General features: G+C 64.8%; 26 protein-coding genes and 1 tRNA gene. 12 read left to right on the top strand and 15 right to left on the bottom strand.

What is annotated here, in order from left to right; all coding sequences use genetic code 11:
* Nucleotides 1-11: 11 nt before the first annotated feature.
* The 4 genes from QQK18_RS07160 to QQK18_RS07145 all read right to left on the bottom strand — a co-directional run bounded on the left by QQK18_RS07160 (nt 12) and on the right by QQK18_RS07145 (nt 2371).
* Nucleotides 12-542: a putative pterin-binding protein gene (locus QQK18_RS07160; RefSeq protein ID WP_284339612.1), complete on the bottom strand. Its 531-nt coding sequence runs from the start codon at nt 540-542 to the stop codon at nt 12-14.
* Nucleotides 543-702: 160 nt separating this feature from the next.
* Nucleotides 703-1005: an AzlD domain-containing protein gene (locus QQK18_RS07155; protein ID WP_284339611.1), complete on the bottom strand. Its 303-nt coding sequence runs from the start codon at nt 1003-1005 to the stop codon at nt 703-705.
* Nucleotides 989-1732: an AzlC family ABC transporter permease gene (locus tag QQK18_RS07150; protein WP_284339610.1), complete on the bottom strand. Its 744-nt coding sequence runs from the start codon at nt 1730-1732 to the stop codon at nt 989-991. Before QQK18_RS07150 ends, QQK18_RS07155 begins: the two co-directional genes overlap by 17 nt.
* An 81-nt stretch (nt 1733-1813) precedes the next feature.
* The gene (locus QQK18_RS07145; protein ID WP_284339609.1) at nt 1814-2371 is read right to left on the bottom strand and encodes a TetR/AcrR family transcriptional regulator; all 558 of its coding nucleotides are present in this window, start codon (nt 2369-2371) and stop codon (nt 1814-1816) included.
* 157 nt (nt 2372-2528) lie between these two features.
* Between QQK18_RS07145 and QQK18_RS07140 the strand changes: the two genes are divergently transcribed.
* The gene (locus QQK18_RS07140; protein ID WP_284339608.1) at nt 2529-3278 is read left to right on the top strand and encodes an SDR family NAD(P)-dependent oxidoreductase; all 750 of its coding nucleotides are present in this window, start codon (nt 2529-2531) and stop codon (nt 3276-3278) included.
* Here the strand turns inward: QQK18_RS07140 and aac(3) are convergent, their stop codons facing one another.
* The 3 genes from aac(3) to QQK18_RS07125 all read right to left on the bottom strand — a co-directional run bounded on the left by aac(3) (nt 3279) and on the right by QQK18_RS07125 (nt 5154).
* Nucleotides 3279-4067, bottom strand: coding sequence for an aminoglycoside 3-N-acetyltransferase (gene aac(3), locus QQK18_RS07135; protein WP_284339607.1), 789 nt, complete (start codon nt 4065-4067; stop codon nt 3279-3281). It abuts the gene before it with no gap.
* Between the two features lie 91 nt (nt 4068-4158).
* Nucleotides 4159-4575, bottom strand: a complete 417-nt coding sequence (locus tag QQK18_RS07130) for a winged helix-turn-helix transcriptional regulator (RefSeq protein WP_284339606.1) — start codon at nt 4573-4575, stop codon at nt 4159-4161.
* Between the two features lie 60 nt (nt 4576-4635).
* The gene (locus tag QQK18_RS07125) at nt 4636-5154 is read right to left on the bottom strand and encodes an anthrone oxygenase family protein (RefSeq protein ID WP_284339605.1); all 519 of its coding nucleotides are present in this window, start codon (nt 5152-5154) and stop codon (nt 4636-4638) included.
* A gap of 136 nt (nt 5155-5290) precedes the next feature.
* Between QQK18_RS07125 and QQK18_RS07120 the strand changes: the two genes are divergently transcribed.
* Nucleotides 5291-7714: a beta-glucosidase gene (locus tag QQK18_RS07120; RefSeq protein ID WP_284339994.1), complete on the top strand. Its 2424-nt coding sequence runs from the start codon at nt 5291-5293 to the stop codon at nt 7712-7714.
* Here QQK18_RS07120 and QQK18_RS07115 read toward each other — a convergent pair.
* On the bottom strand, nt 7698-8279 hold the full coding sequence (locus tag QQK18_RS07115; RefSeq protein ID WP_284339604.1) for a type 1 glutamine amidotransferase family protein: 582 nt from the start codon (nt 8277-8279) through the stop codon (nt 7698-7700). The two genes, QQK18_RS07120 and QQK18_RS07115, sit on opposite strands and share 17 nt — an antisense overlap.
* Before the next feature lie 74 nt (nt 8280-8353).
* Here QQK18_RS07115 and QQK18_RS07110 point away from each other — a divergent pair, with 74 nt between their 5' ends.
* Both QQK18_RS07110 and QQK18_RS07105 read left to right on the top strand, forming a co-directional pair.
* Nucleotides 8354-9049 carry a helix-turn-helix transcriptional regulator gene (locus QQK18_RS07110; protein WP_284339603.1) on the top strand — a complete coding sequence of 232 codons (696 nt, stop codon included), beginning with the start codon at nt 8354-8356 and terminating at the stop codon, nt 9047-9049.
* Between the two features lie 105 nt (nt 9050-9154).
* A complete protein-coding gene (locus QQK18_RS07105) occupies nt 9155-10324 on the top strand; it encodes a D-alanyl-D-alanine carboxypeptidase family protein (protein WP_284339602.1) in 1170 nt (389 codons plus the stop codon).
* Nucleotides 10325-10343: 19 nt separating this feature from the next.
* Here QQK18_RS07105 and QQK18_RS07100 read toward each other — a convergent pair whose 3' ends face one another.
* From QQK18_RS07100 to QQK18_RS07090, 3 genes are all read right to left on the bottom strand, one after another.
* Nucleotides 10344-10583 (bottom strand): sulfurtransferase TusA family protein, encoded by a 240-nt coding sequence (locus QQK18_RS07100; RefSeq protein WP_284339601.1) that lies wholly within the window; start codon nt 10581-10583, stop codon nt 10344-10346.
* Nucleotides 10573-11076, bottom strand: a complete 504-nt coding sequence (locus tag QQK18_RS07095; protein WP_284339600.1) for a CAP domain-containing protein — start codon at nt 11074-11076, stop codon at nt 10573-10575. The genes QQK18_RS07100 and QQK18_RS07095 overlap by 11 nt, the downstream gene beginning before the upstream one ends.
* 120 nt (nt 11077-11196) lie before the next feature.
* Nucleotides 11197-11273: transfer RNA gene (locus QQK18_RS07090), tRNA-Arg, on the bottom strand.
* 177 nt (nt 11274-11450) lie between these two features.
* On the opposite strand from QQK18_RS07090, the gene QQK18_RS07085 reads away from it, so the two are divergent.
* Nucleotides 11451-11921, top strand: coding sequence for a GNAT family N-acetyltransferase (locus tag QQK18_RS07085; protein ID WP_284339599.1), 471 nt, complete (start codon nt 11451-11453; stop codon nt 11919-11921).
* Nucleotides 11922-11936: 15 nt separating this feature from the next.
* Nucleotides 11937-12557: a GNAT family N-acetyltransferase gene (locus QQK18_RS07080; protein WP_284339598.1), complete on the top strand. Its 621-nt coding sequence runs from the start codon at nt 11937-11939 to the stop codon at nt 12555-12557.
* Between the two features lie 31 nt (nt 12558-12588).
* On the opposite strand, the gene QQK18_RS07075 is transcribed toward QQK18_RS07080, so the two are convergent.
* Nucleotides 12589-13491, bottom strand: a complete 903-nt coding sequence (locus QQK18_RS07075) for a LysR family transcriptional regulator (RefSeq protein ID WP_284339597.1) — start codon at nt 13489-13491, stop codon at nt 12589-12591.
* Nucleotides 13492-13586: 95 nt separating this feature from the next.
* Here QQK18_RS07075 and QQK18_RS07070 point away from each other — a divergent pair, with 95 nt between their 5' ends.
* Nucleotides 13587-14462: an aldo/keto reductase family oxidoreductase gene (locus QQK18_RS07070; RefSeq protein WP_284339596.1), complete on the top strand. Its 876-nt coding sequence runs from the start codon at nt 13587-13589 to the stop codon at nt 14460-14462.
* A 158-nt stretch (nt 14463-14620) separates the two neighbouring features.
* Nucleotides 14621-14839 (top strand): hypothetical protein, encoded by a 219-nt coding sequence (locus QQK18_RS07065; RefSeq protein ID WP_284339595.1) that lies wholly within the window; start codon nt 14621-14623, stop codon nt 14837-14839.
* 65 nt (nt 14840-14904) lie between these two features.
* Here the strand turns inward: QQK18_RS07065 and QQK18_RS07060 are convergent, their stop codons facing one another.
* A complete protein-coding gene (locus QQK18_RS07060; RefSeq protein ID WP_284339594.1) occupies nt 14905-16578 on the bottom strand; it encodes an alpha-amylase family protein in 1674 nt (557 codons plus the stop codon).
* 147 nt (nt 16579-16725) lie between these two features.
* Nucleotides 16726-16869 carry a hypothetical protein gene (locus tag QQK18_RS07055; RefSeq protein WP_284339593.1) on the bottom strand — a complete coding sequence of 48 codons (144 nt, stop codon included), beginning with the start codon at nt 16867-16869 and terminating at the stop codon, nt 16726-16728.
* A 114-nt stretch (nt 16870-16983) separates the two neighbouring features.
* Between QQK18_RS07055 and QQK18_RS07050 the strand changes: the two genes are divergently transcribed.
* Nucleotides 16984-18489 carry an inorganic phosphate transporter gene (locus QQK18_RS07050; RefSeq protein ID WP_284339592.1) on the top strand — a complete coding sequence of 502 codons (1506 nt, stop codon included), beginning with the start codon at nt 16984-16986 and terminating at the stop codon, nt 18487-18489.
* On the opposite strand, the gene QQK18_RS07045 is transcribed toward QQK18_RS07050, so the two are convergent.
* Complete coding sequence (locus QQK18_RS07045) at nt 18456-18959, bottom strand: NUDIX hydrolase (RefSeq protein WP_284339591.1); 504 nt, start codon at nt 18957-18959, stop codon at nt 18456-18458. The two genes, QQK18_RS07050 and QQK18_RS07045, sit on opposite strands and share 34 nt — an antisense overlap.
* A 226-nt stretch (nt 18960-19185) precedes the next feature.
* Here QQK18_RS07045 and treZ point away from each other — a divergent pair, with 226 nt between their 5' ends.
* From treZ to glgX, 3 genes are all read left to right on the top strand, one after another.
* The gene (gene treZ / locus QQK18_RS07040) at nt 19186-20853 is read left to right on the top strand and encodes a malto-oligosyltrehalose trehalohydrolase (RefSeq protein ID WP_284339590.1); all 1668 of its coding nucleotides are present in this window, start codon (nt 19186-19188) and stop codon (nt 20851-20853) included.
* 14 nt (nt 20854-20867) lie between these two features.
* Nucleotides 20868-23099 (top strand): malto-oligosyltrehalose synthase, encoded by a 2232-nt coding sequence (treY, locus tag QQK18_RS07035; RefSeq protein WP_284339589.1) that lies wholly within the window; start codon nt 20868-20870, stop codon nt 23097-23099.
* A gap of 97 nt (nt 23100-23196) precedes the next feature.
* Entirely contained in the window at nt 23197-25281 is a 2085-nt protein-coding gene (glgX, locus tag QQK18_RS07030) for a glycogen debranching protein GlgX (RefSeq protein WP_284339588.1), read from the top strand.
* The last annotated feature ends 61 nt before the right edge of the window (nt 25282-25342 follow it).

Genomic DNA, 25342 nt, shown 5'->3' with positions numbered 1-25342 from the left:
TTCCTCGGCGGCTACTCCACCGGATCCATGCTCTCGATGAGCCAAACCCATCGCCCATCGTGCACGGCAGAATCGTAGGCGGGATATTCGGAAAGCGGATAGACGACGCGCGTCGGCCCCTGCGTGCGTCGCGTCAACAGCTCGCCGTTCTGGCGCGTCGCGAGGATCAGGGGTCTGTCGATCCAATCCTCGCGAGGGATCACCTGTGTGTAGCTGTCAAGGCCCCGTAATCGGATCGCATCCGCGTCACCGAGCCCGACATGTTCGACGACATCGCTGAAAAGTACGCCCTCGAAGACTAGTTCGCCCTTCTCCCACGGGCTCGTGGTCGTGACCCGATAAAGCCCCAGGGCCTCGAGTTCTCTGACCGTGACCGGAACTTCCCGGTCGCCATTGATCGCCTTGAACGCGACCGTGGCGCCAGCCTCGGGCAGGGTCACGGGCTCCAGCGCACCGGCAGCCGCTGAAAGAAGAAAGATTACCACGGCGGCGATCGTCGCTATTGGTGCTGTGGTAGGGGCGAATAGTCGTATGCTGCGCATCAGCAGCTCCTTTTCCGCACCTACTCTATTTACTGCTGACATTTTCCCGATGTTGGAATCCAAAGCCAGCACTAATATTCAAATTCTCGGAATTGCGGTAAGAATGCTATTGTATGTTGAGAGTTGTCCCTTGGCGTTTCCGACCGCAAAGTGGTGACCACTAGACGAAGAGCCGCGCGATATAGACGGCGACCACACCGGCAGCCATGGCCGGAAAGAGGCTCCTGGTCGCAATGAACACCAGGGCGGTGACGGCGGCGGCAACCGCTTCGGCAATGCTGCCCGAAGCGATCGCAGGAGCGACGAGCGCCGCGAGCACGGCGCCGGGAATGTGGCGGAGCCACGCGGCAACGAACCCCTCGCGCGGCAGTCGGTCGGCGAGCAGCAGACCGCCGACGCGGATGGCGTAGGTGGCAAGCGCCATGAGGGCGATGGCGCTGAGGGCTTCAGGCGAGACGGTCACGACGTGCCCTCGTCTCGAATACGGCACCGGCGAAGCTGCCGATAAGGCCGCCGACAAGGATGTACCAATTGCCCTCGATCAGCCGCGCGGCAATGAGCGCGGCACCGGCGCCGACCAGCCACGGCACGAGATCCCCTTTGCCGCGCCACATGCCGAGGAGGAGGGCAAGGAAGGTGGCGGTGAAGGCGAAGTCAAGGCCGAAGGCGGCGGGGTCGTCGATGGCCGCACCCAGCAGCCGGCCAATGGCGGTCGAGGCCAGCCAGCTGACGTAGATCATCAGTCCGCCGCCGACGAGGAAGGCGGCGCCGGTTGGGCGGCGGCGCATCTCGGCAACGGTCAGCGCCCAGTTCTCGTCAGTGGCAACGAAGATGGCGGCAAGGGCGCTGGGACGGAGTCGGGAGGCGAAGAGGGGCCGCAACGTCGCCGTCAGCAGCACGTAGCGCAAGTTGACGATGGCGACCGCGAGGACCAGCGCCCCGATCGGCAGAGCGGCGGGATTGCCGGTCCACAGGTCGAGCGCGACGAACTGCGAGGAACCGGCAAAGACCAGTCCGCTCATCAGCAGCACCTCGAGCACGGAGAGGCCCGCCTGGCCGGCCAGCACGCCCCAGACGAGGCCGTAGGCGGCAACCGAGATGCACACCGGCAGGCAGGCGCGCGCGCCGCGCGCCAGGTCCTGGTAAGCGCTTGGCTTTTCTGTCGTGACAGGACTGGCGGGTGAGCTCATCGGGCCAGCACCTTTGCAGATTCGCATGGGCCAGCCCAATGACAAGTGCTGATGCCCATGATCGACGGCGCTGATCGGCGATCACGAGGTTTTGCGGGCGCAGACCGCGTCCCAGGCGGCCATAGCGCCGTCGACGATGGCGTCGAGCAGCTCGCGCGGCGCGCCGTCGCGCGCCTGGATGGCGATGCCGTTGATGACGGTTGCATAGAACGAGGCGACGGCGCGGGCGTCGGTGCCGGCCGGCACGTCGCCGTCGGCGATGCCGCGCTCGATACGCCTTTCGAAGTGCTCGAGCGAGGCCTGGCGGCGTCGGGTGAGGTTGGCGCGCACCTCCACGTCCTGCGGAGGACCGACTGCGGCCGAGAGCACGATGAAGCAGCCGCGGGGCGTATGGGGATCGACGGCCGTCTCGGCGTTGCGGGAGAGCGTGCTTTCGATTGCCTCGCGGGCGGTTGCAAACCCGTCGAGCTCGTCGGGAGAGATGCAGCCATAGGTGCGCTCGTAAAGGTCGAGCGCATCATAAAAGAGCTGCTCCTTACAGCCGAAGGCGGCATAAAGGCTGGGCTTGCCGATGCCGAGCGTCTCGGCCAGGTCGCCGACCGAGGTGCCCTCGTAGCCGCGCTCCCAGAAGAGGCGCATGGCCCTGTCGAGGGCTTCGTCTCTGTCGAATTGTCTGGGGCGTCCTGCCAAAACCGGGTGTCCAAAGAGATTGTGTACCGATCATTATAAAATCGTTGACCGCGACGGACAAGTCGTGCAGCTATTATATACCGATCGTTACAGAATGGAGTGACCGATGCGATCCAAACCGCAACTCGAAGGACAGGTGGCGCTGGTGACTGGCGCCAGCCGGGGGATCGGTGCCGCCATCGCCGAGACGCTGGCGCGTAACGGCGCCGACGTCGCTTTCACCTTCGCCAGCAACGGGCGCGGCGCCGAGGAGACGGAGAACCGCATCAGGAGCTTCGGGCGCAAGTCGCTTGCCATCCAGGCGGATTCGGCCGATCCCGACGCGGTGACAGCCGCGGTAGAGCAGGTTGTCGAGGCATTCGGGCGCATCGATATCCTCGTCAACAATGCCGGTATCGCGCTCGGCGCGCCGTTCGAGGCGGCAACCCGCGAGGAGTTCGACCAGACCTTTGCCATCCATGTGCGCGCGCCCTTCTTTGCGGCGCAAGCGGCGGCCCGGCACATGGGCGAGGGCGGTCGGATCATCTCGATCGGCAGCAACCTGGCCGAGCGGGTGGCCCTGTCAGGCCTCAGCGTCTACACGGCGAGCAAATCGGCGCTGACGGGCATGACCCGGGCGCTGGCGCGCGAGCTGGGGCCGCGCGGCATCACCGTCAACCTCGTCCATCCTGGCTCGACCGACACCGACATGAACCCGGCCGACGGACCGTTCGCCGAGCCGCAGGTGGCATTGACCGCGCTCGGACGGTACGGGCAAGCAGAGGACGTGGCGGCAAGCGTATTACATCTTGCCGGTCCCGGCGGGCGCAGCATTACCGGCACCGCCATCCTCGTCGACAACGGCGCCAACGCCTGATCAGGTCTTGAATCGCGCCTCCAGCCAGTCGACGGCGAAGGCGACGATGGCCGGGGCATCGACCAATACCGAGGGCGCGGCACCGATGGTGCCGCGCTTTCCCCTGCCGCTGGCAAGAAACGCTTCGACGATAGTGGCGAAGTAATCATCGGGCAGCCCTTCGACGATGGGGTCGCTGGTGTCGAATTCCTCGAACTGCCGCCAACCCGTCCCGCCATCGATCAGCATCGGCGCCTGGAAACGGCGCACCCGCTTGTTGGGAATGTCGGCGAGGTGCTCGGCATGGTGAAGCAGGGTCATGGTGTCGAGTGGCGCACCCAGCAGCAGCGTCTTGCCGCCGGTGGAAACCAGCTTGCCGAACGGCGATTGCGGGCCATAGCCATAGTCGAGGGCGTGGTCGGCGGTGAACCAGTCCGCCCGGCCGCCGAGAGCCGCGCAGGACGCGCCGGGGTTACCGCTGCGGCGTGCGCCCGGCCGCGTGCGCAGCAATTCGGGAAAAGCGCCGTTGTCGCGCGTTGCGCGTGAACGCGCCGGATCGAACGGGGGGACGTGCGGACGCAACGCGGGATCCGGAAGGTCGCGGTCGTCGTAGTCCCAGTCGCAATAGCCCAAGATGGTGCCGGCCGGGCCGACGGCATCGAGCAGCGCGTCGATCAGGGCGTCCGGACCGCCGAGGATCGGTCCGACCGAGCGAAGCCCCGCGTGGACCAGCATCGCATCGCCGGGCGCGAGGCCAAGTTCGGCCGCGTGACGGGCAAGTTCCGCCCGCGTCCAGAGTGTCGCCGTCATCGCGCTAGCTCTTTGTTGTCGTGGGATTCTTCGCGAAAAAACCGGTTCCCATCCCGGATCAAGTCCGGGATGGGCTTTTTCGCATTCCGCTCTAGCCGCGGGCGTAGGCGATCTTGCGGGTGTTCTCCTTGGCGATCGCGCCCTCGCGCGTATCGTAGACGGCGCGGGCCTCCAGAATAGCCTGGTGGTGATCGGACGACCAATCCCAGAGGCTCGAGATCGGACCGTCGAGGGTCTTACCCATCTTGGTCAGGCTATATTCAACGCGCGGCGGAACCTCGGGATAGATGGTGCGGGTGACGAGGCCATCGCGCTCGAGGTTGCGCAGGGTGAGGGTGAGCATGCGCTGGGAGATGCCGTTGATCATGCGCTTCAACTCGTTGAAGCGCAGCGTGCCGCTCTTGCCGAGGATGCCGACCACCATCACGCTCCATTTGTCGCCGATGCGGTTGAGGACGTCCGACATGGCCAGGCAATTGGCGGATTTGCTGGTGTCTGTGATGGGCATGGATGCGCCTTTAGCTGTTGGTGCCTTAGGCACTAATATAGAGACGGTTACTGGTTGTGACTAGTGGCCCGCCTGCACCGCTTGATGCCGGCCGGCGACATAGAGCGCCAAGCCGATCAGCAGCAGGGCCGAGAGGCTCGCGGCGGTGCGCAGGTGGTTCCAGGCGGTCCATGCCGGCGAATAGTCCTGCCAGATGCGGTGCGCCGCCTCGACGTCGTCGGGTATGGCGGTCGCGCCTAGAGCTTCGTTCATGGGCACGTTGACCACGACCGTGACGCCGAAGGCGCCGACTGCATAGGCGAGGAAGGCGAGAAGAGCGAGGAGGCCGGACGTCCGCATCCGCGCCAGGAAGAACAGCCCGCTCGTCAGCAGCAGCGCGATCGGCGTGCCGAAGAAGCCGGGCGCAAAGACCGGGTTGACGATCAATCGGTTGATCGCCTGCATGGCTTCGATGGCGTGGCGCGGGTCGATGGCATCGAGCCCAAGCATGGTCGAGCATGACCAGGCATAAAAGAAACCGGCGATGGCGCCGGTCAAAAGCATGGCGACAAAGGCGGCGATGGTGGCTAGAAGGCTCATCCTATGCTCCGGTCGTTTCTAGATGTGCTGGGGCGGGATTAGCGCCATCGCGTTACAGATCGGTGATGGCTGACCGAACTGGCCGAGAAGGATGCTTGCCGTGACCGAGACTGAACTGGAAGACCTCGTCGATGCCATGACGCTCGAAGAGCAGGTGTCGATCCTTTCCGGCGAGGATTTCTGGTCGGTGCCGGCGGTGCCGCGGCTGGGCGTCGGCAAGCTCAGGGTCACCGACGGGCCGAACGGCGCGCGCGGCGGCGGCTCGCTGATTGGCGGGGTCAAGTCGGCGAGCTTTCCGGTCGGCATCGCGCTCGGGGCGACGTGGAGTGTTGCTCTAGTGGGCGAGATTGGCGCGGCGCTCGCCGACGAGGTCAAGTCCAAAGGGGCGCACATGCTGCTGGCCCCGACGGTCAACATCCACCGGTCGGTGACCAACGGGCGCAATTTCGAATGCTATTCGGAGGATCCGATCCTGACGGCGGAGCTGGCCTCGGCCTACGTCACGGGCCTGCAGGGGCAGTGGATCGCCGCCACCATCAAGCACTTTGCCGGCAATGAATCCGAAATCGAGCGTACCACCATCTCGTCGGAGATCGACGAACGGAGCTTGCGCGAGATCTATCTCGTCGCCTTCGAGCGGGCGGTGAAGGTCGCCGGCACCTGGGGGGTGATGAGTTCCTACAACAAGCTCAACGGTACCTATACCTCTGAGCACAACTGGCTGCTGACGACGGTCCTGCGCAACGAGTGGGGCTATGATGGCATCGTCATGTCGGACTGGTTTGGCTCACATTCGACCGCCGAGACGGTCAATGCCGGGCTCGACCTCGAGATGCCGGGCCGGACCCGCGATCGGGGCGACAAGCTCGTTGCGGCGGTGAGGGAAGGTACGGTCAAGGCGCCGACGGTGCGCGAGCGCGCCCTCAATATGCTGCGCCTCATGGACCGTACCGGGGCCCTCACCGACACGCGTCCGTTCGCCGAGCGGGCCGACGACCGGCCTGAGCACCGGTCGCTCATCCGCCGCGCCGGCGCGGAGGCGGCGGTGCTTCTCAAGAATAACAACGTGCTACCGCTGACCGGCGCCGGCAAGATCGCCGTCATCGGCCCCAATGCCAGAATAGCGCAGATCATGGGTGGCGGCAGCGCGCAGCTCAACGCGCATTATCGCGTCAGCCCGTGGGAGGGACTGGTTGCCGCGCTTGGCGAGGCGCAGCTCACCCACGCACCCGGCTGCACCAACCATCGCTTCGAGCCGCTGCTCAAGGGCCAGTTCAAGGTGGAGTACTTTGCCAACGAGACGCTTTCCGGCGAGCCGGCGCATGTCGGCGAGCAGGAGGACGCCCAGGCGTTCTGGATCGGTGAGGTGGCCGAGGGCAAGGTTGACCCGCTGCAATTCTCTGCCCGGCTGACCGGCAGCTACACGGCAAAGGAAAGCGGCGAACATCGCGTCGGCGTCCATAGCGCCGGTTTTGCCAAGGTCTATGTCGACGGCCGACTCGTTGCCGATGCCTGGACCAACTGGACCAAGGGCCGCACGTTCTTCGAGGAAGGGTGCGATGAGGTCGTTGGTGTCGTCGTGCTCGAGGCCGGACGGTCCTATGAGATCACCATCGAGTTCGCCACCAAGGACTTCGCCACCCTCGGACTTGCGGCCTTTGCCGTCGGCATCGGCTTCCCGCTCGGCGATAAGGCCATTGCCGAGGCGGCGCGGGTCGCGGCCGAGGCCGAGATCGCCATCGTCTTCATCGGACGCAATGGCGAATGGGATACCGAGGGCAGCGACCTCTCCGGAATAGTGCTCCCCGGCCGGCAGAACGAGCTCGTTGCGGCGGTTGCCGGCGCCAACCCGCGCACCATCGTGGTGCTGCAGACAGGCGGACCGGTGGAGATGCCATGGCTCGACGACGTCGCCGCGGTGCTCCAGGCCTGGTATCCGGGCCAGGAGGCGGGCAATGCGATCGCCGACGTGCTGACGGGTGCCGCCGAGCCCGGCGGACGGCTGCCGCAGACGTTTCCGGTCAAATGGACGGATAACCCGACCAACAGCCAGGACGTGGAAGTCTATCCTGGGCTCGACGGCAAGGTGCGCTACGAGGAGGGGGTGTTCGTCGGCTACCGGCACTACGACAAGCACGGCATCGCACCGCTGTTTCCGTTCGGCTACGGGCTCTCCTATACCAGCTTTGCCTTGTCGGACTTGGCCGTCGACGATGGCCAATTCGAGGCGGACGGATCGGTCACGGTGTCGGTGACACTTGCCAATACCGGCGAGCGTCCCGGCGTCTGCGTCGTGCAGCTTTATGTCACCGACGACATCGCCTCACTCGACCGGCCGCATAAGGAACTCAAGGCCTTCGCCAAGGCGAGCCTTAAGCCCGGCGAGAGCCGCAGGCTCGACTTGCGGCTCGATGCACGCGCCTTCGCCTTCTATTCCACCTCGGCCCGCCATTGGCTGGTCGAGGCGGGCGACTTTACGCTCAGGGTCGGCACATCGTCGGCCGACCTGCCGCTGTCGGCCAAGGTCAGCCGTTCGACGACGCTCATGCTGCCGGTCTAATCGCCTTGTGCTCGGCCGCATGCATGCCGAGATAGAAGTCGAGGTTGGCGTCCTTGAGGCCCAACTGGTCGAGAATGGCGGCCATGAAGCTGACCGGGGCGGTGCCGGGCGCGGTCACGATCCTGCCGTCGGTAACGGCATGCGGAACGTCCTCATAAAGGCTTTCGCCCTTGTAGCCGGAGGGTGGCAGGTTTTCCGGCGAGTTGGAGGTATGACGCACGCCATCGAGCACGCCGGTGCGGGCGAGAGCCAGGGTGCCGTCGCAGATGCCGCCGACGATCTTGCCGGCCGCGACCGCGTCCTGCGCGAGCTTTGAAATGTCGGGCGCGCCGGGCACGGCCCAGGCCGTACCGCCATTGACGAGCAGCACGTCGACAGTTTCAAGGTCGATGTCCTCGATGGCCATGTCCGGGGTGACCCTGAGGCCGCCCGCCGAGGTCACCGGCATGCCGCCGGGGGTCGCAAAGTGTGTCTCGACGCCATAGTAGCCCTTTGCCACGGCATTGAGCAGGGCAGTTTCCCAATCGGCATAGTCGTTGGTCAGGATGGTGACGAAGGTTGTCATTGCCGTCTCCTCGTGTCTGATGGCAAAGAGGATAAGCCAGCAGGCGACCATTTTTTGTCAGCAGCGCATGAGTTATGGCCAAGCGTTCCGAACGCCTTCTTGCCCTGATGCAGGCGCTGCGGCGCCGGCGGCGGCCGGCCACCGGCCAGGTGCTGGCCGAGGAGACGGGCGTATCGCTGCGCTCGCTCTACCGCGACATCGAGACGCTCAAATCCATGGGTGCGGCCATCGACGGAGAGGCCGGGCTCGGCTTCCAGCTGCGCGCCGATTATTTCCTGCCGCCGCTGATGTTTTCCAACGAGGAGATCGAGGCGCTGGTTCTTGGCCTGCGCACGCAGATCTATGGGCGCGATGCCGAGATGGGTGCGGCGGCCCGCGATGCGCTCGCCAAGGTCTCGGCCATCCTGCCTGAGAGCCGGCGCGACGAGATGGAGGCGATAGGGCTCTTCGCCCTGCCGCCGCGGGGTGGGGAAGGGCAGGACGCGCGCCTTGCAGACCTGCGCCGGGCGCTGCGCGCCGAGCGGCAGGTGGAGATCGCCTATTGCGACCTCAAGGGCGTTGCCAGCCGGCGCGTCGTCTATCCCGTGGCGCTCGGCTATTATGAGGAGCGGCAGGTGCTGGTGGCCTGGTGCACCCTGCGGCAGGACTACCGGCGGTTCCGCATCGACGGGATGGGAACAGTCGTCGTGCTCGCCGACCCGCTGCCCGAGCCGCGCCGGACGCTCTTCCATCGCTGGCGCACGGCGCTTGGCCTGCCGGAACTAACTTGAGCTGTTCAAAAATGCCTGTCGCGGACAGCCCGCCACATTGAGGCCGCGTTCATCGGCTGGTAAGACTTCCGCTCGTCCCCTCTTGCCATTCGGAGACCCAGACTCGTGCATTTCGCCCGGCGCCTCGGCCTCGCCTTCCTCTTTGCCCTTATTTCGTTCGCCGGTCTCGTGCCGGCCGCCTCGGCCAATCCGCTGCTGCTCGTCGACATGGAGACGCTCGAGGTCCTGGAGGCGCAGGATGCCGGCCAGCCCTGGCATCCGGCGTCGCTGACCAAGCTGATGACGGCGTTCGTCGTCTTCGAGCAGATCGGTCTCGGCACCGTCACCCTCGACACACCCGTCGTTCTCTCGGGGAATGCGGTCAACCAGCCGCCAAGCAAATCGGGCCTGCTGGTCGACAGCGCCGTCTCTTTGAAGGACGCGCTCTATATCCTCCTCGTCAAGTCGGCCAACGACATGGCGGTGGCCGTCGCCGAGACGGTCGGCGGATCGGAGGCCGAGTTCGTAACCCTGATGAACGACGCAGCCCGACGCATGGGGCTTTCGGCGACGCATTTCGTCAACCCGCACGGATTACACCATGCCGCCCAGGTCACCTCGGCGCGGGACCTTGCCGTCCTCTCGCTCTATATCCAGCAGTCCTATCCGCAGTATGGGCCGATCTTCGCCACCGAGGAGGTCACCGTCGGTAAACACGTCTATGAGTCGCAGAACGAGCTCCTGACCAAGTTCGTCGGCACCACCGGTATGAAGACCGGCTATGTGTGTTCGTCGGGCCTCAATATCGTCGCGACCGTCGAGCGCAACGGCCGGCGGCTGCTGGCGGTGGTGCTTGGCGCCTCCTCGGCGCGCGAGCGTAACGAGCGTACCGCGGAACTGGTGCTGCGTGGGCTTTCGGGCAACGCGGCACGCACCGGGCAGAACCTGCTGGCGCTCACCAACCGGACGGGTGCGGTTCCTGTCGACATGCGCCCGATGATCTGCGGGGCACGGGCCAAGGACTATGTTGCCGCCCAGGAGGCCGCCTTTCCCATGGGACTCGATGGCCAGCCGAGCTACCTCACCGACGCTGTTACCGCGCACAGCTATGCGGCGGTCGACCTCGGGCGGTTGCGCACGGGTATTCCCCTGCCACGTCCGCGTCCCGAGCACATGCCGATGACCATCGCCACGGGCGTGCCCGCCGAGGTTGCCGAGGCGGAGCTGCGGCCGGGGCTTTCGGCAACGCCTGCGACCGCAGGCATTCCGTTTCCGCGCCCGCGACCCAACTTCTAAACAGCTGCAAGAGTGCAAGCTACCGCTCCGCGCCATTCCTGACGATGGCGAAGCGCATGACGCCCGCCTCCTCGGCGAGCGTCACGGCGTGGCCGTTCTGCCGGCAATAGAGGGGGATGTCGATCTTGGCGATGGGGTCGGTGGCGAGTACGACAAGCTCAGCGCCCGGAGCGAGCACTGTCAGGCGCTTTTCCATGCGCAGCACCGGCAGGGGGCATTTCTGCCCCCTGGCATCGAGAATCTCCGGATCACTGACCAAGCACCAGCACCCAGTGGACACCATATGTCGAGGCGGGGTTGGCGGCAACGGCGATGCCGGCCCGCTGTGCATTGGCCGTGGCGAGCGCGGCAGCGTCCGGCGGGCTGTTGCGCCAGCCCGAAAAGGTCTCGGCGAAGGTTGCATAGCCGGCACTGGTGCGCATCGCCGCCAGGCCCTGGGGCGTACGCGGCGTGCTGCCGCTCGCGGCATACTGGTTGGCGAGCTCCTGCGCCTGCGCATCGAGGGCGGCATCGGCGGTGAGCGCCGGGGCGCCGACGGTGGCGCGATAGGCGTTGACGAGGCCGAGCGCCTGCGCCCGGTCGAGGCTGGCGCCGGGCTGGTCCATGCGGGCCGAGAGTCCCACAGGCAGCGCCTCCGGCGTCCCGCCGCCCGAAAAGGCGCTGCAGGCGGCAAGAACCGCCGAGAGCGCGGCCGCGGCGGCGATGGCCGACAGCGGGCGAATGGCGCGGCGGGTGAAGTTGGGGTCGGTCATTCGTCTTCCTTTAAAGGTTGGCACAGCGAACTCGGCCCCCGCAGTCGACCTATAGCGCATCCCTCAAGAAAAGCTGAATCCCCGCCCACTCGGGTGCTTTGCAGAGCGTTTGGTGGGGAGTGGTGATCCCGACGCGATTCGAACGCGTGACCCCAGGATTAGGAATCCTGTGCTCTATCCAGCTGAGCTACGGGACCACGCTGTGGCAAATAGCAAAATTGCCGCCTCTGGCAAAGCCACTATTCGCGCATCAGCGCTTTCCACTCACTCTTGTGCTCGAAGGTGGTGGGTGAAAGTCTCCGGGAGCCCGAGCCAAGTTTGGAAGACACATTTCGATGATGCCGACGGAACAAACAGGCAGACCAGCCCCGACAGTGTTGATTGTCGCCGCAACAGCCGAGGACAAGCCGGTCGTCGCCAATCTCATCCAGCTCTATCTCTACGACATGACCGCGGAGTTGCCGTTTCCGGTCGGGCGGGACGGGAAATTTGAATATGATTATCTCGACCGCTTCTGGCAGTACCCTTACCTGGTCTTGGTCGATGACGAGCTTGCCGGGTTTGCGCTGGTCATCGACTCCTGCCCGGTCACATCGGCCGCGCCGTGCTTCTTCATGGCGGAGTTCTTCGTGCTCAAGGCCTATCGTGGCCAGGGTGTCGGAAGGGCAGCATTTGCGGATATCCTGCGCCGGCACCATGGACGATGGCATATCGGGGTGATCGATAGGAACGAGGGCGCCAACGCGTTCTGGGCCAGGGCGCTGGCTGACCGCGACGCGGCGACATTCAACCGGCAGTTCGACGGGGAGAACTGGCTGGTCTACGAATTCAGCTCAAATGCGTGATCTACGCGGACCGGGATGACACCAGCTCACACCAGCCAAAACCAGCCAGGCGTTATGCGAGAAGGCCCGGTAGAAGGTCTTCCGGCAGTCGACCTGCTCCACACCTGGCAGCTGTCGAAGGAGACGCTGTTCACGATCCGCAGGCTTCTCGAAGAAACGTTCGACGGGCAGTTCAGCGAAGAGGACTGGGACCATACCCTCGGTGGCGTGCACGCTCTCGTCTGGGAGGATGGCCAGCTCATCGGCCACGGCTCGCTGGTGCAGCGTCGGCTTATCCACACATGGCGGGCAGCGGGCGGTCCGACCGAGCCGCTTGCGTTACGGACAGGTTACCTCGAAGCCATGGCGGTACGCGCCGACCGGCGCCGGCAAGGCATCGGTGGGGCGATCATCCGAGCCTTGGGCGACGTCGTGCAGGGTGCCTACGCGCTTGGCGCTCTCAGTGCATCGGACGACGGTCTGAGATTTTATGCGGCGCATGGTTGGCAGCGCTGGCAGGGGCGCACATTCGCGTTGACGCCTTTTGGCGTCGAGCGGACGCAGGAGGAGGATGCGGGTATTTTTGTTCTTCCGGTTGTCGAGGTCGACCTTTTCGGCGACCTCACCTGCGATTGGCGCGACGGGGATGTGTGGTAACGCAGTGCGATCAGGCGTGCCCTTTCCGAATTCAGCCGGGATGGGCCTGGATAAAATCGATGAACGCCCGCAGCGGAGCGGGAACGAGGCGGCGGCCGGGGTAGTAGAGGAAGGGTCCTGAGAAGCGCTCCCACCAGGGTTCGACCACCGGCTCCAGGGCGCCGCTGTCGAAATGCGGGCGCAGCCAATCCTCGAACAGGCCGACGACACCGAGGCCGGCGATGGCCGCATCGACGGCGAGGTCGGTTGCACCGCCCGCGGTGACGATCAGCGGGCCGTTGACGTCAATCCGCAGCACCTCGCCGTCGCGCGAGAATTCCCATGGCGGCATCACCCCGCTCGGAAAGCGGTGGCGCAGGCACGCGTGGTGGAGGAGGTCACGCGGGTGCTCGGGGCGGCCGTTTCGGTCAAGGTAAACGGGTGAAGCGCCCAAGGCGTAGCTTTGCACGCGCGGCCCGATCGGCACGGCGATCATATCCTGCTCCAGCCGCTCCTCGTAACGGATCCCGGCATCGCACCCGGCGGCGACGACGTCGACGAAGCTCTCGTCGGTCGCTACTTCCAGCCGGATATCGGGATAGGCGGCAAGGAATGGCGGGACGATGCGCGGCAGCACCAGCCGCGCTGCACTCACCGGAACGTTGAGCCGGAGCGTCCCGACGGGCCTCTCGCGAAAGCTGTTGACCACATCGAGGGCGGCTTCCACCTCGATCAAAGCTGGTTGGAGCTGCTCGAGCAGACGCGCGCCCGCTTCCGTCGGCACGACGCTGCGGGTGGTGCGGTTGAGAAGCCTCACCCCGAGCTGAGTTTCCAGGCGCCGCACCGCCTCGCTCAGGCCTGACGCGCTGAGGCTTGCCTGGCGCGCCGCGTCGCGAAAGCCGCGCGCCCGCGCCACTGCCACGAAGGCATTCAGATCGCCAAGATCTGCTTTCATTGTCCGGAAATCCGCACAGTCTGTTCGAATTGTATCCGGTTATCCCCAAATCGAGCAACGCCTATTTTTGCCGCGTTTGGAAAAGGGGAAAGATCATGACCAGCATCGACAAGGCCGGAACCTTCAAGCTCGGCGACCGCACCGTGAAGCGCCTGGGCTATGGCGCCATGCAGCTTGCCGGGCCCGGCGTCTTCGGCCCGCCCAAGGATCACGAGGCGGCACTGGCAGTGCTGCGCGAAGCAGTGGCGGCGGGCGTCAACCATATCGACACCAGCGACTTCTACGGCCCGCACGTCACCAACCGGCTGATCCGTGAGGCACTGGCGCCCTATCCCGACGATCTCGTGATCGTCACCAAGATCGGCGCGCGGCGCGGCGCGGACGGGTCATGGCTTCCCGCCTTCGCACCCGAGGAACTGTCGAGCGCCGTCCACGACAACCTCGGGAATCTCGGGGTCGATGTCATCGACGTGGTCAATCTGCGCATCATGTTCGACACGCATGGCCCGGCGGAAGGGTCGATCGAGGCACCGCTGACAGCGCTTGCGGATCTGCAGCGGCAGGGCCTGGTGCGTCACATCGGGCTCAGCAATGTGACGCCGATACAGGTCGCCGAAGCGCGGCGGATCTGCGAGGTCGTGTGCGTCCAGAACCACTATAACCTCGTACATCGTGCCGACGATACGCTGATCGACGATCTCGCCCGCGACGGGATCGCCTATGTGCCGTTCTTCCCGCTGGGAGGCTTCACGCCGCTGCAGTCGGCAACCCTCTCCGATATCGCCGCAAGGCTTGGGGCGACGCCGATGCAGGTCGCGCTCGCCTGGCTGCTCAACCGTTCACCCAACATCCTCTTGATACCGGGCACTTCGTCTCCCGCGCACCTGCGAGAGAACCTTGCGGCGGCAGAGATCGAACTGCCGGACGACATGACGATGGAGTTGAGCAAGGGGTTGGTAAACCCTGCATGATCACAGGCGTGCGCCTGTGGTCGGCGGTTGCACCATGTTTGATCCAGGTTAAGCCGCGCATGTTTTGATCGGCCAAAGCCGGACAAAACCTTTCCCCCGCGTGTTCGCGCACCTATCTTGAGACGACCCCAGGTGCACAACGGCAAGGGAGAAGGACAGTGCGACTGGACGAAATCACTTCTATCCTCGGTCCAACCGATGAAGTGCTCGCTGCACAGATCAGCCGGACCGGGGCAACCGAAGAGGACCTGGCTGAGGCATGGGCCTGGTTCAGCGCCGATGAGGCGCTGGTCAACGAGGGGCGTGCGATGCCGTCCGGACGAGTGGCGGAACTCATCTCCGTGCTGGAGGCGGCCGAACTCGACACGGAGGAGTGAGGGCCGTCTGTCGCGAGCAAGGGCTCAGCCTCTATCGCCGCTGAACCCTTGCTCGCGACAACAGATCACTGATGCATGCGTGCGTCGTCACGCCGAATACGCAGCCATCGACACCCATAACGATCGAGTGTCAGAGAAGCCGATCCGTCGCTGCTCACGGAAATGCCGTCCCCGCCAAACAGGTCGATCAGGTCGCCTTTCTCGAGGGTATGGCCCAACCTGAACAAGATCCTCTGAGGCTTGCCCGCCAGGTTGTGCAGAACAATGGAGCTTTGCCCATTCCAGTCATAGCGCAGTGCCAGGATGGCCGGTTCGGAGACCGGGACAAGGCTCCAGTCGCCAAAGACGATCTCGGGCGTCTCCCGCCGGTGTCGAATTAGGCGCTCCATCCAGCTCAGTAGAGAGTCAGGATCACGTTTCTGATCGGCAACATTGACTGCGGCAGGCCCCCACTTCCTCGCGTCGACAACGCGCCGGCACAACTGCTCGGGCGGAGCCTTGGAGAATCCGCCATTTGGCTCGTTGGACCATTGCATGGGTGCACGTACGCTCAAACGGCCGGGAATGTTCAGGTTTTCCGCCATGCCAATCTCCTCGCCATAGAAAAGAACCGGCGCGCCGGGAAGGGAAAAGGTCAGGCTATAGGCCAAGCGAATCCGAGCCGGATCGCCGTCGACCATCGTCGGCAGCCGGCGGCGCAGGCCGCGGCCAAAGAGCTGCATCTCGGGCTTGGGCCCAAAGACGCCGAAGATTTCCTGCCGCTCCGCCTCGGTTAGCTTGTCGAGCGACCACTCGTCGTGATTGCGCACGAAGTTGGCCCAGGCGGCATCGCGCGGCAGGCTGGGCATGGCGCGCAGGCTATGGACCAGCGCCCCGGCGTCCTCGCGCACCATCGCCAGGGCAAAAGCCTGGTTGAGGTTGAAGTTGAGGCACATATGCAGTTCATCGCCGCCCGCGCCGCCGTAGAAGCGGCGCACCTCCTCATATTCGAGATTCACCTCTCCCAGGAGCATCGCGTCGCCGCGCCTGCGCCCGAGAAAACTGCGCAATTCGCGCAGCCAGTCGTGCGGGGCGATGTTCATTTCACTGGTTATGCCCACGGTCTCGAGCAGAAAGGGCACCGCGTCGACGCGGAAGCCGGAAAGTCCGATTTCCAGCCAAAAGCCGACGATCCTGCGGATCTCCTCGCGCACCTTTGGATGGGCGATGTTGACATCGGGCTGGTGCTTATAGAAGCGGTGAAGGTAGTACTGCCCGGCTGCCTCATCCCATTCCCAATTGCTGTCTTCCTTGTCCGGAAAGACGAGGCCATCGGTGCCACCCTTCGGCACCTCGTCGCGCCAGACATACCAGTCGCGGTACGGCGAGTTACGGTCCTGACGCGCTGCCTGAAACCAAGGATGCTCGCGCGAGGTGTGGTTGACGACCAGATCGGCGATCACCCGGATGCCGCGGTCACGTGCGGTGCGCACGAACTCGACGAAATCGCCTAGCGTGCCGAGCCGCGGATCCACCGCATAGTAGTCGATGATATCATAGCCATCGTCGTGGTTCTTGCTCGGGTAGAAAGGCATCAGCCAGATGCAGGTCACGCCCAGCCCTGCCAGATAGTCGATCTGCTGCGCCAGACCGACGAAATCGCCGATCCCGTCACCGTTGCCGTCACGATACGTCTCGACATCCAGGCAGTAGAACACGGCGTTCTTCCACCAAACGTCGCTGGTTCTGCTGATATCCATGGCGATCAACTCCGAGCCGGCTCCAGGACTGGCGGCTAACCAACCGTTTTAATAGGTCCTTTCCGCACAGCTCCCTATGACGCGCGCCGGCAGGTTGCGCATCTGGATAAGGCAGTCGCCTCAAGGAAGGACCGGTGTGATGCTTGGTCACGAGAACGGGGCGAGCTCTGTGGGGTTCCCTGAGGCCGCACTTTGCGGAAATTCGCCGGTCGCTATCTGCATGCCCAGGGAAACGCCTTCTCCGTCGACCACGGCCAACAGCAGAACCGCGGCGGCGCCGAGCCGATTCATTGCTGATTCCCGTGGATAAACCCAATTGCGCATCCAGGCGTTGGCCAGTTGCTGGCCTTGCCAGCGGAAATCGCTATGAGCTGACGCACCGCATCGAAACAAAAGCCCGTTTTCATGAACAAGAGCGTGCTCGACAAGGACCTCAAGAAGGTCGTCCGCCTGGAAACGGCGATGCACGACCTTTCACTGAAGCTCGCAGCGCCGGGGCTTGCCGCCCTGTTCATCCTGGCCGTGCTGATGGCGGTGCTGTTCTCCATACCGGGCGGGCCGTTCTCCTACCTCGTCGTCATCGCCGCGGTGATCTCGGCCTATATGGCGCTCAATGTCGGCGCCAACGACGTGGCCAACAATATGGGCCCGGCGGTCGGCGGTAGGGCGTTGACCATGGCCGGTGCGCTGATCATTGCCGCCATTTGCGAGGCGGCAGGCGCATTGCTGGCGGGTGGCGACGTGGTCACGACCGTGTCGAGCAAATTGCTTTCGTCGGACCTCGACATCAGCACACGCGATTTCATCCTGGTGATGAGTGCGGCGTCGCTGGCTTCAGCCATGTGGATCCATATCGCCACGGTCCTCAATGCGCCGGTTTCCACCACGCATTCGGTGGTTGGCGGCGTCGTGGGCGCGGGCATTGCCGCAGCGGGCTTTTCGGTGGTGGCCTGGCCGGTGATCGGCACGATCGTGCTGTCCTGGATCGTATCTCCAATGATGGGTGGCGTGCTCGCTTCGGCGCTGCTGGCGGTTGCCCATTTCACCATTCTCGACAAGGCGGACAAGCTCGGGGCCGCGCGGCGATGGGTGCCGATCTTCGTTGCCCTGATGACCGGCGTCTTTGCCATGTACCTGGCCGCCAAAGGCCTTTCGCGCGTGTGGAAGCCGGACCTGCCGATGGTTGTCGGCCTCGGCGTAGTGGCCGGCGTTGCCGGCTATGCGGCGGCCGTCCCGTGGGTCGGCCGGCGAGTGCCCGGACTCGAGAACCGCGTCAAGCACGTCAGCGGGCTCTTCCGTCTGCCGCTAATCCTGGCCACCGCTCTCCTCTCCTTCGCGCATGGGGCCAATGACGTGGCCAATGCCGTCGGGCCGCTGGCCGCCATCGTGGCGGCAGCGAATGCGGGCGTGGCCAGCCCCGATCAGGTGCCGCTGCCGCTCTGGGTCCTAGGCATCGGCGCCATAGGTATTGCCGTGGGCCTTGCGCTGTTCGGGCCGCGTCTCATCCGCGTGGTGGGCGAGAAGATCACCAAGATGAACGAGGTGCGCGCCTATTGTGTCGCCCTCTCCGCAGCCGTCACCGTGCTCATCGCTTCGGCGCTGGGTCTGCCGATCTCCTCGACCCATGTAGCGGTCGGGGCGATCTTCGGCGTGGGCCTGCTGCGCGAGTACCACTCCAACGAAATTATCCGGAATCCGCCCCTCAAGGTGAAGGTCGCCGAAGCGCGTAGCGATCAGTTCAACCGGACTGCCGAAGAGGCCGTCAAACAGCTCAAGGGGCGCGACAAACGCAGGCTCGTGCGCCGCCGGCACGCCCTGACCATCGGCACGGCCTGGATCATCACCGTGCCGGCTTCCGCGCTGGTGGCGGGGCTGCTCTATGCGCTGATGCGGCTGCTTCCCGGCGGATAGCTACTCACAACGATGCGTCGGTGGAGGTCGCTTGCGACCCTTGCGGCCTCCTTGCTGGCGAGCAGACGCCGGACCTGCGGGAGCAGGGCCCAGTGGCGGAAGCGCTGCGGCTCCTCGCGCCAGTCATCGAGCTGCTCGGTCACCAGGAGCGGGTAGAGCTCGATCCTGACGAGGCCGGAGGGATCGTCGTTGCGCGGGTGCAGATAGCTGCCGACGGGCTCGGGCTCGATCTCTCCGCGCACGCCAGCTTCCTCGAAGGCTTCCTCGGCCGCTGTCTCCCACGGCGTCAGGCCCTTCATCGCCGATCCCTTGGGGAACACCCAGTTGGCGCTGCGCCGCGAGGTGATCATCAGGAAGACGACATGGCCATCGACGATCCGGTAGGGGATAGCGCCGAACTGCGTGCCGCTGGGCTCAGTTGCGGCAGCGGAGGGCAGCAGGAGCTTTCTGGCAATGCGAACTAGGAACATGGAGCTATCCGGCCGAACACACTCCGGTAAATAAGCCTTTCATGTCCCGTGGTCAAAGACGCGCCTACCCGCGCCACCCGATAAAGTTCCAGATGCTGCTGCATGTCGTGCCGCCGCGCCTTACGGAACGGGCATCGCATCTTCCTCGTTCAGCAGCATTCACTGGGCGAGCTAGGTGATGGAATTTCATTGGGGGGCCCGACCGACCGGGCCGGAGAGCTGGTCAATGGGCATGTGGGCACCTGGGGCCAAGCATGTTGCGATCGAGCTTGGTCAGCAGCAGATCGCGCTTCAGAAAGAGCAACGAGGCTTTTGGACGGGCAGGTTGGAGGCGCCCGCCGGAACGCCCTACTCCATCCATGTCGATGGTGACCGAATCCCCGACCCAGCAAGCCGCCTGCAACACGACGATGTCCATGGCCCGTCCGTCCTCGTCGACCACGACACCTACGCCTGGGGCGTGCCCTGGACCGGCCGACCCTGGCACGAGGCCGTGATCTACGAGATGCATGTGGGGACCTTCACGGCCGAGGGCACCTTTGCCGCGGCAGCGGCAAAGCTCGACCGGCTCGCCGAGCTCGGCATCACGGCGCTCGAGATCATGCCCGTCGGCCAGTGGTCGGGAAGGCGGGGATGGGGCTATGACGGCGTGCTGCCCTTCGCCCCGCATCCGGCCTATGGCACGCCGGACGATTTCAAGGCGTTCGTCGAACGCGCGCACGAGCTTGGCCTGATGGTGCTGCTCGACGTGGTTATGAACCATTTCGGCCCCGACGGCGCCTACATCCACCGGCTGGCGCCCGAGTTCTTCGACGACGACCGCCACACGCCCTGGGGCGCGGCAATCAATTTCAACCGGGAGGCGGTGCGCAGATTCTGGATCGACTGCGCGCTGATGTGGATCGAGGACTATCGTCTCGACGGCCTGCGGCTCGACGCCGTGCACCAGATCACCGGCCCCGGCTCGGACCGGTTCTTTGATGAGTTGTCGCACGCGGTGCGCGGTCTCGATGCCGGCCGTCCCCTTCATCTCGTGGTCGAGGACGAGCGCAACGAGCCTGGGCTGCGCGAAAGCGGCAAGTACGACGCGAGCTGGAACGATGATTTTCACCACGCCGTGCACACCGCACTGACCGGTGAGTCCGGGGGGTATTATGCAAGCTTTGCGGTCGATCCTATCGGCGACCTTTGCCTTGCCCTCGAGCGCGGACACATCGAGGAAGGCCAGGATCGACCGCGGCGCAAGAGTGCGCGCGGGGCGCCATCCAGTCACCTTGCCCCCACCGCCTTCGTCAACGCGACCCAGACCCACGATCAGGTCGGCAACCGGGCCCTTGGCGAGAGGCTGGTCTCGCTTGCCGATCCCGCGGCCGTTGAGATCGCCTTCGCTCTGCTCCTGGTCTGCCCCTATATCCCGATGATCTTCATGGGCGAGGAGCAGGGGGCGCGCACCCCGTTCCTGTTCTTTGCCGACTACGGGGGGGAACTGGGCGAAATGGTGCGCAAGGGCAGGGCCGAGGAGTTCGCCGAAATTGCCGCGTTGGCCGGCAAGGTGCCGGACCCGATTGCCCTGGAGACGTTCGAGGCTTCGAAGCTGACCTGGGGCGACACTCCCGACGCGCGGCACTGGCGCGAGACCACGCGGGCGTGCCTTGCCTTTCGCGCTGAGCATACGACGCCGCTCGTCGCCAGCGGGCGCGAGGATGTGAAAGTCAGCCGCACGGGCGACAGGGCGCTCTATGCGCGCTGGACCTTCGCTGCCGGTACGCTCGATCTTTATCTCAATTTCGGCGGTGTCGGCCGCTTCGAGACCAGGCCGGATGCGCCGCAGCTGGCGTTCAACGTGCTCGAGACCGACCCCTATGCCCTTTCAATAGAGGCCCGTGCCAAATGATCGCGGAGATTCCTTTGGCGACCTACCGGATCCAGCTTCGCGATGGGGTGGGGTTCGCGGAGGTCGAGGCCCGGCTCGACTATCTGCACGATCTCGGCATCTCCCATCTTTATCTCTCCCCGATCATGACGGCGGCCAGCGGATCGAAGCATGGGTATGACATCATCGATCCGACGCGGATCGATCCGGTGCTGGGCGGCCGGGAGGGATACGAGCGGCTGGCCCGGGCGGCGATCGGAAAGGACATCGGCATCATCCTCGATATCGTGCCCAACCATACCGCTTTCTCGCTTGAAAATCCCTGGCTGCGGGACGTGCTGATCAAGGGGCCCAAATCCCGCTGGGCGAATCATTTCGACATCGACTGGCGCGGGGGATATCTGGTTCTGCCGATCCTGCCTGAACCCTTCGAAAAGATGCTTGGAGATGGCCGCTTTGCCATCGAAGGCGGAGAATGGGTATTCGACGACACCCGGGTGCCGCTCAGCCCTGCCGGGGAACCGGTAGCAAACAATACGGACTCGCTCCGGCAGCTGCACGAGGCCCAGCACTGGCGGCTGCGCCACTGGGAGAGCGAACGCGACACCATCAACCACCGCCGGTTCTTCAACGTCACCAGCCTCATCGGCATGAGGGTTGAAGACCGGAAGGTGTTCGAAGACACGCACCGTCTGATCTTCGACCTCGTCCGGCAGGGGCTGGTACACGGGCTGCGCGTGGACCACGTCGATGGGCTTGCCGACCCCAAAGGCTATCTGGCCTGGCTGGCCGAAGCGCTTCCCGATACCCCCGTGTGGGTTGAGAAGATTCTGGTGGGCCAGGAGGAGCTCCCACGCGACTGGAACACGGTCGGAACGACAGGCTATGAAGCGGCGCGGCTGATCGCACGGCTGCTGACCTCATCACCTGGGCTGGCCCGAGTCGATGCGGAGTGGCGGCGGCAGACGGGTATTGCCGACAGCTTCGAGCAGGCACTGGGCAAGGCGAAGCGCGAGGTTCTAGAGAACGAGCTGGCGGCCGAGCTCAATCAACTAGTGGCACTGGCGCACGAGGCGACCCGCCGCTCCCCGCGTTCCGAGCCGGGGCCGGAATCGCTGCGTGAGGCGATCTTGGCTCTGCTTGAGGGCATGGCGCGCTATCGCACGTATGTCGATGCGGATGGCGCCAGCCAATCGGACCGCGAGCTGATCGCCGAGGTGGTAAGAGGCGCACGAGCAAGGCTGCGTTCGACCCGAGTGACCGAGCACTTGGCGGACATCCTTACCGGGCCGGCCATCGATGCGGAACGCGCTTTGGCCACCCGATTCCAGCAAGTGTCGGGCGCGCTCCTCGCCAAAGCCCAAGAGGATACTGTCGGGTTCCGCTGGACGCGATACATTGCCGCCAATGAGGTTGGCGCCGTACCTGAGGAGGCAGTCATCGGTGATGCCGAGGCTAACTGGTTCCTCGCCCTGCGGCGCCCGTCCGACATGACGTTGACTTCGAGCCACGATACGAAGCGTTCCGAGGATGCACGTATGCGGCTCGTCGCCATCAGCCATCATCCGGATGCCTTCGCTACCCTCGTCGCCGATGCCGGCGAGTTGCCCGATGCCGCCGGCGTCGAGCCGAAATGGCGCTGGTATGTCGTACAGTCCGCGCTGGCCATCTGGGGCGATGCGGGCGACGCGGTCAGCCCGCGACTGGTCGAGCATCTGCGCAAGGCAATGCGCGAAGCCAAGGAGACAACGTTCTGGACCCGACCCGTCGATGCGGTGGAAGGGCCTGCATTCCGGTTCGCGCAAGCTCTCTGCGCACGCTGGGCCGAAACCAGTCCCGGCGAGCTTGCAACGCTCATCGCCTGCGGCGAGACGCTGAGCCTCATGCAGCTCGCGCTCAAATGTCTGATGCCGGGCTTTCCCGATTTCTACCGCGGCGCGGAAGGGTCCTTCTATGCGCTGACCGATCCCGACAACCGCCTGCCGGTCGACTGGACAGCCCTTTCGGACTTGGCTTCGGGTGAAGGGTTCGCCGGCGAGAAGTTCCGCCTCACCCGACGCCTTCTGGCGCTGCGCCGGGAGGAGCGGGCCTTCTTCGATCAGGCCGGGGCGGAGCTTTCCATTGCCGGCAATCAACTGACCCTGTCGCGGGCCGGCATAGGTCGCCGCCTGACGCTGCGTTTCGGCCCATCGTTACCGACGCCTCCGGGAGCGCTCTGGAAGACGGAGCGGGCGGATAACGGCATCGCGATCTTCTGGGAGAGCTGAGGTGCCGCGCGAGCGCAGGGAACGCCCCACGACCGGCGTACGTTCTAGAGCGCCTGCGGGCACGACGCCGCTACGCGGTGCTGGAGAAAGTTATCAGATGCTCAAGGCTGCAGACTCCCCAAGCTTCGATCGCAGCGCTGGTCGGGCCGACGTCATCGGGACCGGCTTCGACGGGCAAGGCACCAATTTTGCCCTTTATTCGGAGCATGCAACGCGGGTGGAGCTCTGCCTTTTTGACGAGACCGGTCAGAACGAACTCTATCGGCTAGACCTGCCCGATATGGAAGGCGGCGTCTGGTTCGGCTATCTGCCGGGGATCAGGCCGGGACAGGTTTACGGCTACCGCGTTCACGGACCCTACGAACCCGGGGCCGGCCATCGGTTCAACCCCAACAAGCTCCTGCTCGATCCATACGCCCGGGAACTCAGAGGCGAGATCATCTGGAACGATGCACTCCACGGCTATACGATCGGCGAAGACGATCTCTCGTTCGACGAGCGCGACAGCGCGCCGTTCGTGCCCAAGGCGGTGGTGGCGGATCCCGATTTCGACTGGGAGTCCGAGAAGGCGTTGCGTACCCGTTGGGAGGATACGTTTATCTATGAGGCCCATGTGAAGGGGCTGACCGTCACACACCCGGCCGTGCCCGAGGAACTGCGGGGCACGTTCTCGGGTCTGGCGAACGAGGCGATCATCAAGCACCTGCACGACATCGGGGCCACGGCAGTGGAACTGATGCCAGTTCACGCGTTCGCCAACGACCGCTATCTCGTCGACAAGGGCCTCTCCAACTATTGGGGCTATTCGACCCTCTCCTTCTTTGCCCCGCACGCCCACTACCTGCGCACCGGCCAAATCCGCGAGGTCAAGCAAGCGGTCCGCAAATTCCATGCGGCTGGCATCGAGGTGATCCTCGACGTCGTCTTCAACCACACCTGCGAGGGCAACGAGCTCGGCCCCACCCTCTCGTTCCGAGGGATCGACAACGCCTCCTACTATCTCCTTTCGCCCGAAGATCCGCGCCACAGCTTCGACACGACGGGCACCGGCAACACCCTGAACGTCTCAAACCCCATGGTGTTGAGACTGGTACTGGACAGCCTGCGATACTGGGTGCAGGCGATGCACGTCGATGGCTTCCGCTTTGATCTCGCCTCAACGCTCGGCCGGGAGGCGGCGGGCTTCGAGCGCGACGGCTCCTTCTTCAACGCCCTCCGCCAGGATCCCATCCTTGCCGGGGTCAAGCTTGTCGCCGAGCCTTGGGACGTCGGGGACGGAGGCTATCAGGTCGGCGGCTATCGTTGGCCCTTTCGCGAGTGGAACGACAAGTTTCGCGACGACTGCCGGGCCTTCTGGCGCAAGGATCCAGGTCTCTTACCAGCGATGTCCGAGCGCCTTGTCGGCTCACCGGTGCAGTTCAACCACAGCCACCGCCCTGCCACCTCCAGCGTGAATTTCGTCGCGGCGCATGATGGTTTCACGCTCTGGGACACGGTGAGCTTTGCTGAAAAGCACAACGAGGCGAATGGCGAAGACAACAAGGACGGTCACGACAACAATCTCAGCGACAACCTTGGAGAAGAGGGCGACACGGACAACCCCGACATTATCGCCGCTCGTGTCCGCCGCGTCCGGGGCATGCTAGCGAGCGTCTTTCTGAGTCAGGGTGTCCCTATGATCCTGGCCGGTGACGAGCTCGGCAACAGCCAGGGCGGCAATAACAACGCTTATTGCCAGGACAACGACATTTCATGGCTCGACTGGTCGGCGGCGCGAGACGAGCTTATCACGGCGGTGCGCGCTCTCAGCGCGTTCCGCAAGGAGACGGCGCTATCGGACGGGCGCTTCGCGGTGGCCGAGCCCGATGAGCTCGAGCTGCGGCCGGTGGCAGCCTGGCTGCACCCGCGCGGCGAGGCAATGGGGGTCGAGGACTGGGACGATGCCGAACTTTCCTGCCTGGGGCTCCTCATGCGCACGGCCGTTGGCGGCGAGGTGCTGATCCTCGTGAATGCCGGAGACGACGTGCAGTTCGAACTGCCCGCCGGGGAATGGGAAAAGCGGATCGACACCTCGACCGGCGAGGTCGCCTGCAAGGAGCCCGCAAGCGGCACCATCACCGTCCCGTGGCAGACCGTCCTTGCCCTGACTGCACAACAGCGTGCCGGTGAGGAGAGCGGCTGAACACGCGACTTTTGGTTGAAGACACCTCCGTCGCAGCGCTTCCGTCTGGACCGCCGCAGGG

Source organism: Devosia nitrariae (assembly GCF_030160115.1).
Classification (GTDB): domain Bacteria; phylum Pseudomonadota; class Alphaproteobacteria; order Rhizobiales; family Devosiaceae; genus Devosia; species Devosia nitrariae.
This window is presented reverse-complemented; position numbering and strand designations above follow the sequence as displayed.

Bases quoted from the DNA above. Each gene is read 5' to 3' on its own strand.
- QQK18_RS07160 (WP_284339612.1), bottom strand. From the start codon at position 542: ATGCGCAGCATACGACTATTCGCCCCTACCACAGCACCAATAGCGACG.
- QQK18_RS07150 (WP_284339610.1), bottom strand. From the start codon at position 1,732: ATGAGCTCACCCGCCAGTCCTGTCACGACAGAAAAGCCAAGCGCTTAC.
- QQK18_RS07145 (WP_284339609.1), bottom strand. From the start codon at position 2,371: ATGCGCCTCTTCTGGGAGCGCGGCTACGAGGGCACCTCGGTCGGCGAC.
- QQK18_RS07140 (WP_284339608.1), top strand. From the start codon at position 2,529: ATGCGATCCAAACCGCAACTCGAAGGACAGGTGGCGCTGGTGACTGGC.
- QQK18_RS07130 (WP_284339606.1), bottom strand. From the start codon at position 4,575: ATGCCCATCACAGACACCAGCAAATCCGCCAATTGCCTGGCCATGTCG.
- QQK18_RS07125 (WP_284339605.1), bottom strand. From the start codon at position 5,154: ATGAGCCTTCTAGCCACCATCGCCGCCTTTGTCGCCATGCTTTTGACC.
- QQK18_RS07120 (WP_284339994.1), top strand. From the start codon at position 5,291: ATGACGCTCGAAGAGCAGGTGTCGATCCTTTCCGGCGAGGATTTCTGG.
- QQK18_RS07115 (WP_284339604.1), bottom strand. From the start codon at position 8,279: ATGACAACCTTCGTCACCATCCTGACCAACGACTATGCCGATTGGGAA.
- QQK18_RS07110 (WP_284339603.1), top strand. From the start codon at position 8,354: ATGGCCAAGCGTTCCGAACGCCTTCTTGCCCTGATGCAGGCGCTGCGG.
- QQK18_RS07095 (WP_284339600.1), bottom strand. From the start codon at position 11,076: ATGACCGACCCCAACTTCACCCGCCGCGCCATTCGCCCGCTGTCGGCC.
- QQK18_RS07080 (WP_284339598.1), top strand. From the start codon at position 11,937: ATGACACCAGCTCACACCAGCCAAAACCAGCCAGGCGTTATGCGAGAA.
- QQK18_RS07075 (WP_284339597.1), bottom strand. From the start codon at position 13,491: ATGAAAGCAGATCTTGGCGATCTGAATGCCTTCGTGGCAGTGGCGCGG.
- QQK18_RS07070 (WP_284339596.1), top strand. From the start codon at position 13,587: ATGACCAGCATCGACAAGGCCGGAACCTTCAAGCTCGGCGACCGCACC.
- QQK18_RS07060 (WP_284339594.1), bottom strand. From the start codon at position 16,578: ATGGATATCAGCAGAACCAGCGACGTTTGGTGGAAGAACGCCGTGTTC.
- QQK18_RS07055 (WP_284339593.1), bottom strand. From the start codon at position 16,869: ATGAATCGGCTCGGCGCCGCCGCGGTTCTGCTGTTGGCCGTGGTCGAC.
- QQK18_RS07050 (WP_284339592.1), top strand. From the start codon at position 16,984: ATGAACAAGAGCGTGCTCGACAAGGACCTCAAGAAGGTCGTCCGCCTG.
- QQK18_RS07045 (WP_284339591.1), bottom strand. From the start codon at position 18,959: ATGTTCCTAGTTCGCATTGCCAGAAAGCTCCTGCTGCCCTCCGCTGCC.
- treZ (WP_284339590.1), top strand. From the start codon at position 19,186: ATGGGCATGTGGGCACCTGGGGCCAAGCATGTTGCGATCGAGCTTGGT.
- glgX (WP_284339588.1), top strand. From the start codon at position 23,197: ATGCTCAAGGCTGCAGACTCCCCAAGCTTCGATCGCAGCGCTGGTCGG.